This window comes from Hydrogenophaga luteola (assembly GCF_042648585.1).
GTDB lineage: Bacteria > Pseudomonadota > Gammaproteobacteria > Burkholderiales > Burkholderiaceae_C > Hydrogenophaga > Hydrogenophaga luteola.
Map to the genome: position 1 here is coordinate 640,414 of NZ_JBHRXX010000001.1, position 13,912 is coordinate 654,325.

The 13,912-nt window shown below is 69.9% G+C and carries 18 protein-coding genes; 17 read left to right on the forward strand and 1 reads right to left on the reverse strand.

The features are described from left to right. The first annotated feature begins 71 nt into the window (after positions 1 to 71). From ACFOPI_RS03075 to ACFOPI_RS03090, 4 genes are all read left to right on the forward strand, one after another. Entirely contained in the window at positions 72 to 809 is a 738-nt protein-coding gene (locus ACFOPI_RS03075; RefSeq protein ID WP_382170611.1) for a response regulator, read from the forward strand. Then, the gene (locus tag ACFOPI_RS03080) at positions 806 to 1,987 is read left to right on the forward strand and encodes an ATP-binding protein (protein ID WP_382170613.1); all 1,182 of its coding nucleotides are present in this window, start codon (positions 806 to 808) and stop codon (positions 1,985 to 1,987) included. The genes ACFOPI_RS03075 and ACFOPI_RS03080 overlap by 4 nt, the downstream gene beginning before the upstream one ends. 84 nt (positions 1,988 to 2,071) lie before the next feature. Then, positions 2,072 to 2,749, forward strand: a complete 678-nt coding sequence (locus ACFOPI_RS03085; RefSeq protein WP_382170615.1) for a hypothetical protein — start codon at positions 2,072 to 2,074, stop codon at positions 2,747 to 2,749. Between the two features lie 25 nt (positions 2,750 to 2,774). Beyond that, the gene (locus tag ACFOPI_RS03090) at positions 2,775 to 3,611 is read left to right on the forward strand and encodes a dioxygenase family protein (protein ID WP_382170617.1); all 837 of its coding nucleotides are present in this window, start codon (positions 2,775 to 2,777) and stop codon (positions 3,609 to 3,611) included. Positions 3,612 to 3,722: 111 nt separating this feature from the next. Here ACFOPI_RS03090 and ACFOPI_RS03095 read toward each other — a convergent pair whose 3' ends face one another. Continuing rightward, positions 3,723 to 4,019 carry a hypothetical protein gene (locus ACFOPI_RS03095; protein WP_382170618.1) on the reverse strand — a complete coding sequence of 99 codons (297 nt, stop codon included), beginning with the start codon at positions 4,017 to 4,019 and terminating at the stop codon, positions 3,723 to 3,725. 532 nt (positions 4,020 to 4,551) lie between these two features. Between ACFOPI_RS03095 and ACFOPI_RS03100 the strand changes: the two genes are divergently transcribed. From ACFOPI_RS03100 to ACFOPI_RS03160, 13 genes are all read left to right on the forward strand, one after another. Next, a complete protein-coding gene (locus ACFOPI_RS03100; RefSeq protein WP_382170620.1) occupies positions 4,552 to 5,634 on the forward strand; it encodes a hydrogenase small subunit in 1,083 nt (360 codons plus the stop codon). A 17-nt stretch (positions 5,635 to 5,651) separates the two neighbouring features. After that, a complete protein-coding gene (locus ACFOPI_RS03105) occupies positions 5,652 to 7,511 on the forward strand; it encodes a nickel-dependent hydrogenase large subunit (RefSeq protein WP_382170622.1) in 1,860 nt (619 codons plus the stop codon). Between the two features lie 32 nt (positions 7,512 to 7,543). After that, positions 7,544 to 8,146, forward strand: a complete 603-nt coding sequence (locus ACFOPI_RS03110; RefSeq protein ID WP_382170624.1) for a HupE/UreJ family protein — start codon at positions 7,544 to 7,546, stop codon at positions 8,144 to 8,146. Between the two features lie 29 nt (positions 8,147 to 8,175). Then, positions 8,176 to 8,922 carry a Ni/Fe-hydrogenase, b-type cytochrome subunit gene (gene cybH, locus ACFOPI_RS03115; RefSeq protein ID WP_382170626.1) on the forward strand — a complete coding sequence of 249 codons (747 nt, stop codon included), beginning with the start codon at positions 8,176 to 8,178 and terminating at the stop codon, positions 8,920 to 8,922. A gap of 4 nt (positions 8,923 to 8,926) precedes the next feature. Continuing rightward, positions 8,927 to 9,256 carry a HigA family addiction module antitoxin gene (locus ACFOPI_RS03120; protein ID WP_382170628.1) on the forward strand — a complete coding sequence of 110 codons (330 nt, stop codon included), beginning with the start codon at positions 8,927 to 8,929 and terminating at the stop codon, positions 9,254 to 9,256. A gap of 21 nt (positions 9,257 to 9,277) precedes the next feature. Continuing rightward, a complete protein-coding gene (locus ACFOPI_RS03125) occupies positions 9,278 to 9,943 on the forward strand; it encodes a HyaD/HybD family hydrogenase maturation endopeptidase (RefSeq protein WP_382170630.1) in 666 nt (221 codons plus the stop codon). A 1-nt stretch (position 9,944) separates the two neighbouring features. Next, on the forward strand, positions 9,945 to 10,247 hold the full coding sequence (locus ACFOPI_RS03130; RefSeq protein WP_382170632.1) for a HypC/HybG/HupF family hydrogenase formation chaperone: 303 nt from the start codon (positions 9,945 to 9,947) through the stop codon (positions 10,245 to 10,247). Positions 10,248 to 10,262: 15 nt separating this feature from the next. Then, a complete protein-coding gene (locus ACFOPI_RS03135) occupies positions 10,263 to 10,718 on the forward strand; it encodes a hydrogenase (RefSeq protein ID WP_382170634.1) in 456 nt (151 codons plus the stop codon). A gap of 33 nt (positions 10,719 to 10,751) precedes the next feature. Next, positions 10,752 to 11,615 (forward strand): hydrogenase expression/formation protein, encoded by an 864-nt coding sequence (locus ACFOPI_RS03140; RefSeq protein WP_382170636.1) that lies wholly within the window; start codon positions 10,752 to 10,754, stop codon positions 11,613 to 11,615. Positions 11,616 to 11,749: 134 nt separating this feature from the next. Further along, positions 11,750 to 11,926, forward strand: a complete 177-nt coding sequence (locus ACFOPI_RS03145; RefSeq protein ID WP_382170947.1) for a rubredoxin — start codon at positions 11,750 to 11,752, stop codon at positions 11,924 to 11,926. Positions 11,927 to 11,939: 13 nt separating this feature from the next. Further along, on the forward strand, positions 11,940 to 12,407 hold the full coding sequence (hybE, locus tag ACFOPI_RS03150; RefSeq protein ID WP_382170638.1) for a [NiFe]-hydrogenase assembly chaperone HybE: 468 nt from the start codon (positions 11,940 to 11,942) through the stop codon (positions 12,405 to 12,407). After that, a complete protein-coding gene (locus ACFOPI_RS03155; protein WP_382170640.1) occupies positions 12,404 to 13,549 on the forward strand; it encodes a hypothetical protein in 1,146 nt (381 codons plus the stop codon). The genes hybE and ACFOPI_RS03155 overlap by 4 nt, the downstream gene beginning before the upstream one ends. After that, positions 13,542 to 13,889 carry a hydrogenase maturation nickel metallochaperone HypA/HybF gene (locus ACFOPI_RS03160; protein WP_382170642.1) on the forward strand — a complete coding sequence of 116 codons (348 nt, stop codon included), beginning with the start codon at positions 13,542 to 13,544 and terminating at the stop codon, positions 13,887 to 13,889. The genes ACFOPI_RS03155 and ACFOPI_RS03160 overlap by 8 nt, the downstream gene beginning before the upstream one ends. Positions 13,890 to 13,912 lie beyond the last annotated feature (23 nt).

Below are 13,912 nucleotides of genomic sequence, written 5' to 3' on the forward strand. Positions count from 1 at the left end.
CCGCGGGGTGGGCTGCCTACACTGGCGCCCTGGCGGGCGCCGCAGGCGCGCCCGCCGAGCCTGCACTCGCCATGTCCGATCCCGCTGCTTCCCCCCTTCCCATCCGCTGCCTGCTGGTCGACGACGACCCCAGCATCCGCGAACTGCTCACCGGTTTTCTCCAGCCCTTCGGCATGCGGCTGGACGCGGTCGCCGATGGTGCGGCCATGCGCCAGCGCCTGCCGTCGCACGATGTCGACGTGCTGCTGCTGGACCTGATGCTGCCCGGCGAAAGCGGGCTGGACCTGTGCCAGTGGGTCAAGCGGGTGCAGCCCAGTCTGCCTGTGATCATGCTGACCGCGCAGGGCGACACGCTCTCGCGCGTGCTGGGTCTGGAGCTGGGCGCCGACGACTACCTGCCCAAGCCCTTCGAGCCGCGTGAGCTGGTGGCGCGCATCCGCGCCGTGCGGCGCGGTGCTTGGGCCACTCCCCAGGCCCAGGCCCAGGCGTCGGTGGCGGTGCGCATCGGTGGCTGGCGCTTCGACCGCGTGCAGCGCCGGCTCTACGACCCCGAGGGCGTGATGCACACGCTCTCGGCGGCCGAGTACCGGTTGCTGGTGGCCTTCGTCGACCACCCCGACCAGGCGCTCTCGCGCGACCGGCTGCTGGAGCTGACCCGTGCGCCGGGGGTGGAGGCCAACGAGCGCAGCATCGACCTGGCCGTCTCGCGCCTGCGCCACAAGCTGGGCGATCCCGACGCGCAGCACGGTCTCATCCGCACCCTGCGGGGCACGGGTTACCTGTTTGCACCCCGGAGGGCCGCGCCGTGAACCTCACCGCCTGGCGCGAACGCCTGCGCCGCATCGACACCCTGTTCCTGCGCCTGTTCCTGCTGATGTGGGTGACCCTGGTGATCAGCCACCTGTTCGCCTTTTCGGTGGTCTCGCCGGCCGGTACCGGCTGGGTCGCCCGTCTGCCGTCCGAGGGCGTGTCGGCCCTGCCGCCGCTGCCGTCGCTGCCACCGGTGGGGCCGCTGGAAGTCGGCGGGCCGCGCAACGGGGGTGCGCCACCACCCGTGCCCATGGCGGACCTTCCGCTGCGCAACAGCCAGCCGCTGCCGGGCATGCCCACGCGCAGCCTCTGGCTGGACTTTGCGCTGCGCGCGCTGCTCATCGGCGTGGGCGCGGCCATCGGCGCGCGCTGGCTCTCGGCGCCAATGCGCCGGCTGGCCCAGGCCTCGACCAAGCTGTCGCAGGGCCTGGCCGAAGGCCGCGATCCGCCTGCGCTCGACGAGGGCCGCGGCACGGCCGAGGTGCGAGCGTCGGCGCAGGCCTTCAACCGCATGGCGCAGGCACTCAAACTGCAGTTCGAGCAGCGCAGCCTGCACATGGCGGCGGTCTCGCACGACCTGCGCACGCCGCTCACCCGGCTGCGCCTGCGGCTGGAGCAGCTGCCGCAGGCGGCCGCGCAGGCCGCGGCGCAGGACATCCGCGCCATGGACGAGCTGATCGACGCCTCGCTGGCGGTGGTACGCGAGCAGTCCACCGGCGCGCCGCCAGCGCGGATGGACCTGGGGGCGCTGCTGCAGTCGCTGGTCGACGACCGTGCCGAGCAGGGGCAGGCGGTGACGCTGGCCGCTCTCCCGGCAGCGGCGCCACCGATGCGGGTGCTCGCACGTCCGGCCTCGCTGCGCCGCATCGTGGAGAACCTGGTCGACAACGCGCTGCGCTACGGGCGGGTAGCGCGGCTGGACGTCCGGCTGGCTGGTGACGGCGCCGATGGCCATGTGCGGGTGACGGTGGACGACGACGGCCCGGGCATTGCGCCCGAACTCATCCCGCAAGTGCTGCGGCCCTGGGTGCGGCTGTCGAGCGGCGAGGGCGCCTCGGGGAGCGGTCTTGGTCTGGCGATTGCCCACGACCTGGCGCAGCGCGAGGGCGGCCGCCTGCTGCTGGAGAACCGGGCCGAGGGCGGCCTGCGCGCCACCCTGGTCCTGCCGGCGGCCTGATTCGCCCGCCGGGGTGGCGGCCTGTGTCGGGGCAGACACACACTGCCGACATCCGCTTCACAGGCGCGGACCAGCATCCGGGGCATGAACACCGTGCCCCATGCCTTTCCTCCCATCACTTTCCGTGAGGCCCCCGCCGTCGCACTGCATCCGCCCAGGGCGCTGCTGGCGGTGCAGCCCACGCACCGGCCCTACCCGGTGCGCGAGTTCGTTGATGCGTCACCGGCGCGGGGCAGCGACCTGGCCCACCAGAGCCCCGGCGTGCCGCTGACCCTGGCGCTGCGCCTGCAGGACAGTGGTGGCCAGGCGGTCCAGCGCGCGGCGGTCTACATCTGGCACTACGACCCCTGCTGCTGGACCCTGGACACGGCCGCCGACGACCTGCGCACCGTCGCGCTGATGCGGGGTGTGCAGCTGAGCGACGAACAGGGCGAGCTCTGCTTCCACACCGTCTACCCCGGCCGCTACCTCGACAACAGCGTGCCGGTCTACCTGCGGGTCTATTTCAACGACGGCCGGCACGTGGTGGCGCGCGCTGATGGCTGCCTGCTGCTGCCCACATTGCCGCCAGAAGAGGAAGAGGCGCTGCAGATCGCACCGCTGGCCCTGCCCACGCTGCGCAAGCCGCCGTGCCTGGACATGCAGCACACCCGCACGCTGCGGCCGGACCGTGTGGTGGCCGACCTGGGCGGTGGCGGCCTGCGCGCCGAACTCACCCTGGGCCTGGCCCTGGACCGCGCGCCCGCCCAGCGGCACCACTGAATCAGCAGACCCTGCGGAGAACCCGATGACCCCCCATGGATTGAGACACGACCTGAACGCCCTGACCCGTCAGCGCATCGACCGCCGCGGCAGCCTTCGCTGGCTCTCGGGCGCGGTGCTGGGCGCCACCCCACTGCTGGCCCTGCCGGGTTGCGGGGGCGGCGACACGGACGACGACATCAGCGACTCGGGCATTGCCGGCAGCTGCAGCACCACACCCGGGGAGACGGCGGGGCCGTACCCGGCCGACGGCACCAGCGCCTCCGGCCAGCGCCTGAACGCGCTGACGCTCAGCGGCATCGTGCGCAGCGACATCCGCCGCAGCGTGGGGGGTGCCGACGGCCTGGCCCTGGGGGTGCCCCTGACGGTGCAGCTCACCCTGGTCGATGTGGCGGCGTCGTGCGCGCCGCTGGCCGGCCGGGCGGTCTACCTCTGGCACTGCACGCGCGACGGCAGCTATTCCCTGTATTCGGGCGGGCACACGCAGGAGAACTACCTGCGCGGGGTTCAGGTCAGCGACGAGGACGGCGTGGTGCGCTTTTCCACCATCTTTCCGGGTTGCTACAGCGGCCGCTGGCCGCACATCCACTTCCAGGTCTACGACAGCCTGGACGACGCACTGGACGATTCGGTCACCGGCGACCATGGCCTGGTGTCCCAGCTGGCGCTGCCGGCCGAGGCCTGCGAGCAGGTGTACGGCGTGGCCGCCGGCTATGCGGCCAGCGTGAACCACTTCGCCGGCGTCTCGCTCGCCAGCGACAACGTGTTCGGCAACGACGGCGCCGTGCGCCAGCTCGCCACCGTCGAGGGCAGCGTCGGCGACGGATTCGTGGCGACGCTGCAAGTGGCGCTGGCCGCCTGAGAAGCCGCGGCTGAGCGTGGCGGCCAGGAAATCAGCGCCGGGCCGCCCCAAGCTGAATTCGCGCCCCCTTGGGGGGCAGCGACCCGCGCAGCGGTGGAGCGTGGGGACTTGTTATCTGAGACGGCCGACGTAGCGGGCGCTGGGATCACCGGCCGCTGCCAGGGGCGCCGGTGCCGACACCGGCGCACTGGGCCGGCGCACCGGAATCACCAGCGATTCCAGCCGCTCGGCCAGGGGCAGCAGCTCGTCCAGGCCGTCTTCGCGCGCCCGCTCGCGGGCGAAGCTCACGACCGCCTGCGCATATTCCACGTTGTTCACCATCCACTCGGTATCGGTCACGCGGCCGGTCTTGCGGCGCAGCAACACGTGGAGGTGGGCGGCGGCGGCGAATGCATCGTTTTGCGACATGGTGTTTTCCTCTTCCAACGACGCGCGCTGCGCTGCATTTCCTGTGCCATCGGTCCCGGGCACCAAGGGAAAGCCCGGATGCACGGGTCTGGTGCGGGCGGCTACAGTACCGCCACTCGCAAACGGCGCCAGACGCCGCGACCGCGGGGGACCGAGGAGACAACCCAGTCCTATCCAGAACAAATCCTTCAGCGTCCCAAGAGATGCACCGAATCATCAGCCGACCCCTGCGGGTCGGCTTTTTTTTGTCCATGCGGCGAGCGGTGGCTGGATATCTGGGTGGAAGTTTGACTTCCATTTTGTTTCAGGAAATGGAAGGATTAAGAATATCCTGAATGGTGGATGGCAATGGCGATCTACCGGTCTTTGAAAATATTTGTTTCCTGACAACGGTTTACAAGCCATTGTCGGTGTTTTCCCTTGGTGGCCACATCGTGGCCCGCGGATTGCGAACGGTCACACACCTGCCCATTCCCAGCGTTTGCGGGCGGGACCCGGATCCGCCCCACACAGCCCACGGAGACACCACCAGATGGAAACCTTTTACGAGGTCATGCGCCGCAAAGGCATTTCGCGCCGCAGTTTCATGAAGTACTGCTCGCTCACCGCCACCTCGCTGGGGCTGGCGCCGAGCTTTGTGCCCCAGATCGCCCACGCCATGGAGAACAAGCCGCGCACCCCGGTGCTCTGGCTGCACGGCCTGGAGTGCACCTGCTGCACCGAGGCCTTCATCCGTTCGGCCCACCCGCTGGCCAAGGATGTGGTGCTCTCCATGATCAGCCTGGACTACGACGACACCCTGATGGCCGCCGCCGGCCACCAGGCCGAGGCGATCCTCGAAGAGATCATGACCAAGTACAAGGGTCAGTACATCCTGGCGGTGGAAGGCAACCCGCCGCTGAACGAAGACGGCATGTTCTGCATCCAGTCGGGCAAGCCCTTCATCGACAAGCTCAAGCATGTCGCCAAGGACGCTAAGGCCATCATCGCCTGGGGTTCGTGCGCCAGCTGGGGCTGCGTGCAGGCCGCCAAGCCCAACCCGACCCAGGCCACGCCGATCCACAAGGTCATCACCGACAAGCCCATCATCAAGGTGCCGGGCTGCCCGCCCATCCCCGAGGTGATGACGGGCGTGATCACCTACATGCTGACCTTTGACCGCATCCCCGAGCTGGACCGCCAGGGCCGCCCGAAGATGTTCTACAGCCAGCGCATCCACGACAAGTGCTACCGCCGCCCGCACTTCGACGCCGGCCAGTTCGTCGAAGCCTGGGACGACGAGTCCGCTCGCCGCGGCTACTGCCTCTACAAGGTGGGCTGCAAGGGCCCGACCACCTACAACGCCTGCTCCACCGTGCAGTGGAACGAAGGCACCAGCTTCCCGATCAAGGCCGGCCACGGCTGCATCGGCTGCTCCGAAGACGGCTTCTGGGACAAGGGCTCGTTCTACGACCGCCTGACCGACATCCACGCCTTCGGCATCGAGGCCAACGCCGACCAGATCGGTGGCACGGCGGCCGGCGTGGTGGGCGCCGCGGTCGCGGCGCACGCCGCCATCTCGGTGGCCAAGCGGGCGCGCGACACGTCCAAAGAGAAATCGAAGAACCACGCCTGAGGCCAGGAGAACACGACATGGGTGCTTACGAAACGCAGGGCTTCAAGCTCGACAACTCCGGCCGCCGCGTGGTGGTCGACCCCGTGACCCGCATCGAGGGCCACATGCGCTGCGAGGTCAACCTCGACAGCAACAACGTCATCCGCAACGCCGTCTCCACCGGCACCATGTGGCGCGGCCTGGAAGTGATTTTGAAAGGCCGCGACCCGCGCGATGCCTGGGCCTTCGTGGAGCGCATCTGCGGTGTCTGCACCGGTTGCCACGCGCTGACCTCGGTGCGTGCGGTGGAAGACGCACTGGGCATCAAGATCCCGCTGAACGCCCACCTGATCCGCGAGATGATGGCCAAGACCCTGCAGGTCCACGACCACGCGGTGCACTTCTACCACCTGCACGCGCTGGACTGGGTGGACGTGGTCTCGGCCCTGAACGCCGACCCCAAGAAGACCAGCGACCTGCAGCACCTGGTCTCGCCCTCGCACCCACTGAGCTCGCCCGGCTACTTCCGCGACGTGCAGAACCGTCTCAAGAAGTTCGTCGAAAGCGGCCAGCTGGGTCCGTTCAGCAACGGCTACTGGGGCTCCAAGGCCTATGTGCTGCCGGCCGAGGCCAACCTGATGGCCGTGACCCACTACCTGGAGGCCCTGGACCTGCAGAAGGAATGGGTCAAGGTGCACACCATCTTCGGCGGCAAGAACCCGCACCCGAACTACATGGTCGGTGGCGTGCCCTGCGCGATCAACCTCGACGGCGACGGCGCTGCCGGCGCGCCCATCAACATGGAGCGCCTGAACTTCGTCGAAGCCCGCATCAAGGAAATGATCGAGTTCAACAACAACGTCTACATCCCGGACGTGCTGGCCATCGGCACCATCTACAAGCAGGCCGGCTGGCTCTACGGCGGTGGCCTCTCGGCCACCAACGTGGCCGACTACGGCACCTACGAGAAGGTGCCGTACGACCACAGCACGCACCAGCTGCCCGGCGGCGTGATCCTGGACGGCAACTGGGACAAGATCGAACCGATCGACCCGCGCGACCCCGAGCAGGTGCAGGAGTTCGTGACCCACAGCTGGTACACCTACGGCAACGACAGCAAAGGCCTGCACCCCTGGGACGGCATCACCGAGCCCAACTACAAGCCCGAAGGCCCGAACTTCAAGGGCACGCGCACCAAGATCGAGCAGCTCGACGAGTCGGCCAAGTACTCGTGGATCAAGTCGCCGCGCTGGCGCGGCCACGCGGTCGAGGTCGGCCCGCTCTCGCGCTACATCCTGGGTTACGCCCACGCTCTGCAGGGCAACAAGTACTGCCAGCGTGTCAAGGAGCAGCTGGAGAGCTCGGCCGTGGCCATCAACAGCGCCATCCCCAAGGCGCTGGGCCTGCCGGAGACCAACTACACGCTCAAGCAGATGCTGCCCAGCACCATCGGCCGCACCCTGGCCCGTGCGCTGGAGAGCCAGTACTGCGGCGAGATGATGATGGACGACTTCCGCCAGCTGGTGCAGAACATCAAGAACGGCGACACGTCCACCGCCAACGTCGAGAAGTGGGACCCCGCCACTTGGCCCAAGGAAGCCAAGGGCGTGGGCACGGTCGCTGCACCGCGCGGCATGCTGGGCCACTGGATCAAGATCAAGGACGGCAAGATCGAGAATTACCAGTGCGTGGTGCCCACCACCTGGAACGGTTCGCCGCGCGACGCCAAGGGCCAGATCGGCGCCTTCGAGGCCTCGCTCATGAACACGCCCATGGTCAACCCCGAGCAGCCGCTGGAGATCCTGCGCACCCTGCACAGCTTCGACCCCTGCCTGGCCTGCTCCACCCACGTGATGAGCCCGGACGGCCAGGAAATGGCCCGCGTCACGGTGCGCTGAGCGGCCCACGGAACAACGACGAGGAGAAACACATGCAAGCGAAACACATCCGTCGCGTGGCCACCGCCGCGCTGCTGGCCGGCCTGGCCGGCGCCGCACAGGCCCACCCGGGCCATGGCACCACCAGCCTGATGGAAGGCCTGGTGCATCCCTTCGGACTGGACCACCTGCTGGCCATGGTGGCCGTGGGCGTCTGGTCGGTCAGCGCGCTGCCGCAGGGCAAGGCCTGGCAGGGCCCGGCCGCCTTCCTGGCGGCGCTGGTCACCAGCGCCGCGCTGGGCGCCGCCGGCGTGACGCTGCCGTTCCTGGAACACGGTGTGGCGCTGTCGGTGGTGCTGTTCGGCGCCATGCTGGTGCTGGCCCGCCGTCCTATGGCCGCACCGCTGGGCCTGGGTCTGGTCGCCGCGGCGGCCTCGCTGCACGGCCTGGCGCATGGCGCAGAAACGCCCGCCACCGGCTTTGCCGGCTACGCCATCGGCTTCCTGGCCACCACCGCGGCCCTGCACCTGGGCGGCGTGGGCGTGGGCCTGTCCATCCGCCGCTGGCTGGCCGCGCGCAGCGGTCTGGCCCTGGGTGGTCTGGGCGCGCTGCTCGGCGGCGCCGGCCTGGTCCTCTTCGGCCAGCTGGCCGCCTGACGGTTCCACCCCTCGCACAGGAGATCACCATGTCCTCCCTGTCCGCACAAGAACTGGCCCAGCAGCGCCTGGCCGATGTCACCGGCATCGACGAGAGCGCTGTCTCGCACGGCCAGTCCACCAAGTCGGTCTACGTCTACGAAGCCCCGGTGCGCGTCTGGCACTGGGTCAACGTGGCCGCCATCACCGTGCTGTGCCTCACTGGCTACTTCATCGGCAAACCCCTGCCGACCATGCCCGGCGAGGCCAGCGCGAACTACCTGATGGGCTACATCCGCTTCGCGCACTTCACGGCCGGCTACATCCTGGCCATCGGCCTGATCGGGCGCGCCTACTGGGCGCTGGTGGGCAACCACCATGCACGCGAGCTGTTCTGGGTGCCGCTGTTCCAGAAGGCCTATTGGGGCGAGATCCTCACCATGCTCAAGTGGTACGCCTTCATCATCCCGCGGCCTGGCCGCTACGTGGGCCACAACCCGCTGGCGCGGCTGGCCATGTTCTCGGGCTTCCTGATGCTGATGATCTTCATGATCCTCACCGGCTTTGCGCTCTACAGCGAAGGCTCGCAGGCCGGCTCGTGGCAGGACAAGCTGTTCGGCTGGGTGATCCCGCTGTTCGGGCAGAGCCAGGACGTGCACACCTGGCACCGCCTGGGCATGTGGGCCATGATCATCTTCATCACCCTGCACGTCTACGCCGCGATCCGCGAAGACATCATGGGCCGCCAGTCCATCGTGTCCACGATGATTTCCGGCCGTCGGACCTTCAAGGATTGACGTCGTGAACAAGGTCGCCGCCAGCTGGTCGATTCCCCCGCGTGGTGTGCCGGTGCGCGCGCCGCTGCACCCGGGGCGGCTGCTGGCGCGCACCTGCCTGGCGCCGCTCTCGCTCAACCAGAGCGAGGCGGCCCGGCTGCTGGGCCTCTCGCGCCGCCGCCTGCACGAGCTCGTGCACGGCCAGCGGGCGATGTCGCCCGACACCGCCATCCGTTGTGCGCGCCAGTTCGGCATCGACGCCGGCTTCTGGCTCGCGCAGCAGGCCGCCTGGGACAGCTTCCACGCCTGGAAGCGCCTGTCATCGGGCTCGGCCAAGTCCTCTTCCCCCCGCTGATTTCATACAGGGTTGCCTGCCATGAGCGCCATTCCGACCGAATCCACCTGTCACCCCGGTGGTGACACCTCGCCGGCCCGCATCGTCGTACTGGGCATCGGCAACCTGCTCTGGGCCGACGAAGGCTTCGGCGTGCGCTGCATCGAAGCGCTGCAGCGTCGCTGGGAGTTCGCCGACCATGTGCAGCTCATCGACGGCGGCACGCAGGGCCTGTACCTGATCCAGCACGTGCAGGAGGCCGACGCGCTGCTGATCTTCGACGCCATCGACTACGGTCTCGAACCCGGCACCTTGAAAGAGGTGCGCGACGACGAGGTGCCGCGCTTCATGGGCGCCAAGAAGATGAGCCTGCACCAGACCGGCTTCCAGGAGGTGCTGTCGCTGGCCACGCTGACCGGCAAGTACCCGCAGCGCGTGCTGCTGATCGGCTGCCAGCCGCAGGAGCTGGAAGACTACGGCGGCAGCCTGCGCCCGGTCGTCAAGGCCGCGATGGAAACCGCGCTGGCGCTGGGCGTGGCCGAACTCGAACGCTGGGGTGCGCGCCCGGTGGAACGCCAGACCCCGCTGGCCCCGCGCGAGGCCGTGACGCTGGACGAGCTGGCCCTGACCGCCTACGAGGCGCAGCGCCCCGCCGCCGAGGCCGCCTGCCGTCTGGGCGACGAACGCTTCTTCCCCGAGAACCACTGACATGTGTATCGGCATCCCCATGCAGGTGATCGAGGTCGACGGCCGCTTCGCGCTGTGCGAAGGCCGCGGCGAGCGCCGCCGCATCAACACCGCCCTGGTCGGCGATGTGGCGCCGGGCGACTGGTTGCTGGTGTTCCTGGACGACGCGCGCGAGGCCATCGACGCCGACCGCGCGGCCGAGGTGAACGTCGCGCTGGACCTCGTGCTCGGTGCCATGCAGGGCGCCGACCTTTCGGGCGGCATCGACTTCGCCCTGCCGTCACAGATGAGCCCCGAACAAATGCGTGCGCTCACGGGCGCCTGAACACAAGGAGACAACATGATTGAGACCACAGAAGCCCACGCACCGCTGGTGCAACGCCTGGCCCGCGACTTCGGCGCCGCCTGGGTCGACGAGACCAGCGTGGCCGACTGGACCGCCGGCGGCGGCGACCGCGTCGTGCTGCTGGCCGGCGACCCGGTGCGCTTTCCCGAAGGCGTGGACGTGGCGGCCGTGCTGCCCGAGCTGATGAAGTCCTTCCCGAACCGCTTTGCTGTGGCCGTGGTGCCGCGCGACAGCGAGGACGCGGTGGCGCGCCGCTACGGCTCGCAGCGCTGGCCCTCGCTGCTGTTCTTCCGCGACGGCCAGTACGTCACCGCCATCGCCGGTATGCAGGACTGGGACGTGTACCTGTCTGGCGTCGCCGCCGCCCTGGCCATGCCGCCCTCGCGCCCGCCCACCATCGGCATCCCGGTGGTCAGCCAGACCGGTGGCGCCGGCAGCAGCTGCCATTGAGCCCGCCGACCGAACCCCCCACCAGGAGACCGCATGAAAGCCTTCCCCATTCCCGTCGTCGCCCTCGGCCCCGGCACCCAGACCGAGGACGAGCACCTCGACTACCTGCCCATGCCCAAGGACATGGACACCTACCGCGCGCCCATGCTGCCCGAGCCCGAGGAGATCGCCGGCCGCGCGGCCGCGCGCGGGGCCCTGGTCCGGGTGCTGGCGTTGCTGGACCAGGCCGCCGACGGCGCGGCCGGCGGACAGGTGAGCCTGCTGGACCTGCCGCCCGAGGACCGGCTGCTGGTCAACCAGGTGATGGGCGAGGGCGAGGCCAGCGCCATCGTGCGCGAGGAGTCCTCGCCGCTGGAGGTGCGCATCCAGGAATCGGTGTTCGCCGGGGTCTGGCGCCTCATGACCTTCAACGGCGCCGCGCTGGTCGACGATGTGATCGAGGTCGGGCCGGTGCCGGCCCTGCTGCGGGTGGTGGCCGCGGAAGACGCCGAGCGCGAGTACCAGCCCTGGCTCGGCCCCCTGCCGCCCAATGTGCAGAACGCGCCCCTGCTGGTGGAAGAGGTGCGCGACCAGGTGGCGCGCTGGCAGCTGGGCCGCAGCTCGCATGTGATCAACCTGACGCTGCTGCCGGTCACGCCCGAGGACATCGGCTACCTCGACCACCAGCTGGGCACCGGCCGCGTGCTGCTGCTCTCGCGCGGCTACGGCAACTGCCGCATCTCGAACACGCGGCTGCCGAACTGCTGGCGCGTGGTGTACTACAACTCCATGGACAAGGTGATCCTCAACACGGTCGAGGTGGTGGACATGCCCGAGGTCGCGATGGCGGCGCCGGAAGACCTGCGCGACTCGCACGAGCGGCTGCAGGACGTTGTGGGCTATCTGGAGCGAACATGAACCCCCACACTCCACCGCTGCGCGGGTCATTGCCCCCCGAGGGGGCTGATCCGGCTTGGGGCGGCCCGGCGCCGGATCGAACGAGCGCTAAGTCTGCGAAGGGCTTTGAAGGCAGCTACCTCGGCAACCGCGAGGTGCTGCGGCCCGGCTCGCGTCTGGAGTGCAAGATCTGCTGGTGGGTCTATGACCCCGCGGTCGGCGACCCGCAGTGGCAGATCCCGCCCGGCACGCCCTTCGCCGAGCTGCCGCCGCACTGGCGCTGCCCCAACTGCGACTGCGACGCTGAGCAGTTTCTTCTTCTGAACGACTGAGATGGAACACCGGGTGTCCGCGCTGGTTGATTTCTACCGCCTCGTGCAGACCGAGCGCATGCAGGGCGTGCCCATCCTGAACCCGGCGCTGTCGGTCGAGGCGGTTGGCTTCGAGTGGTGCGACGAGGATCGGACCGTGGCCGGGGGCGTGCTCATCACGCCGTGGTTCATGAGCCTGGTGCGCCTGCCGCAGGCGGTGGAGGGCCACGGCGGCCGCGTCGCTCGCAAGGCCGTGCACGACTTCGGCTGCGAGCGCTTCGAGTTCATCGGCGCACACGACCCGGCGGTGGGCTTCCACGAGACCTGCGCGCTGTTCTCGCCCATGGGCGGCTTCCAGTCGCAGGAGCAGGCGCGTGAAACAGCGCTGGCCTCGCTGGCCCTGGTGCGGCCCGCACCCGAGCCTGCACCCGTCGCGGAACCAGTGCCCGCGCGCCGTGCCTTCTTCACCGGCCGCCGCAACGCGCCGGGAGCCTCGGCATGAACACCATTCCTGATGTCGCCGGCCGCCTTCGGGTGCGCCCCGGTGCGCCGCTGGCGCAGGCGCTGCAAAGCAGTCGGCGCGACTGGGCCGGCCGGCTCGGCCAGGGTCAGCCGGCCACCGCGCTGCCGGGCCTGCTGGCCGGCCTGTTCAACCTCTGCAGCCACGCGCACCGGCTCTGCGCCCAGCTCGCGATCAACGCGGCGCAGCCGGATGCCGGGCCCGCGCCCGACAACGTGCCGCAGCGCCTGCGCCACGAGACCGCGCAGGAGCATGTGCGCCGCATCGGGCTGGACTGGCCGCGCCTGCTGGGGCCGGCAAACGGCGATGCCCAGGGCGCCGCGCTGCGCGCGCTGCAGGCCTGCCCCTTGCTCCGACCGGCCGCGCACGGCGACGACCCCTGGCCCGCCGCGCTCGACTGGCTGCAGCGCGAATGTCTGCAGATGCCAGCGGCCACCTGGCTGCGCGCCTGGCAGGCCTGCGGCGCCGACTGGCTGCTCGACTGGAGCACGCGCCACGACGGCTGGTTGCCCGCGCTGGTGCGCGGCGCGCGCGAGGCCGACAGTGGGCGCGGACTCGACATGGGGCTGGCCTTGCGCGTGCACGGCCGCGACGACAACCTGCGCACCCTGGCCGCTGCGCTGGCGCTCAAACCGGGCTTTGCCCTGCAGCCGCTCTGGCACGGTGCCTGCGCCCACACCGGCCCCTGGGCGCGCCTGCACAGCACCGACGACGGCCTGCCGCTCACACCCTGGGCCCAGCTGGGCAGCCGGCTGGCCGAACTGGTGCGGCTGTGCCTGCCGGACGGGCCGGCGCAGGGCGGTGGCTGGCTGCGCCACGGCGCGCTGCACACGGCCGAGGGCCAGGGCCTGGCCTGGGTCGAGATGGCGCGCGGCCTGCTGGTGCACCAGGTGGAACTGGAACCCGATGTTCCCGTGGTGCGCGCTTGCCGCGTGCTGGCGCCGACCGAGTGGAACTTCCACCCGGCCGGCGAGGTGGCGCACCGCATCTCAGCGCTGGACAACACCCTGCCGCCCGCACTGCGCACGCGCCAGCTGAACCTGCTGATGGCAGCGTTCGACCCCTGTGTGCCGTTCGAGGTCGAGGCCGCGCCCGCGGTGAACGGGGAGGTGACCCATGCATGAAGCCAGCCTGGCCGGCGGCGTGCTGCAGCTGGTGGAAGACACGGCGCGGCGCGAAGGCTTTTCGCGGCTGCTGGAGCTGCGGCTGGAGGCGGGCCAGCTGGCGGGCGTGGACATCCGCGCGCTGCGCTTCGCGCTGGAGAGCCTGGCGCCCGGCACGCTGCTGGACGGCGCGCGCATCGAGATCGACGAACCGCCCGGCCAGGCCTGGTGCATGGGCTGCGCGCAGACCGTGGCCATCGCGCAGCGCGGCGACGCCTGCCCGGCCTGCGGCGGTCACCAGCTGCAGCCCACGGGCGGCATGGAATTGCGCGTGGTGGACATGCGCGTGAGTGATGATTGAAACAACGTTGAAGGAGACCGACC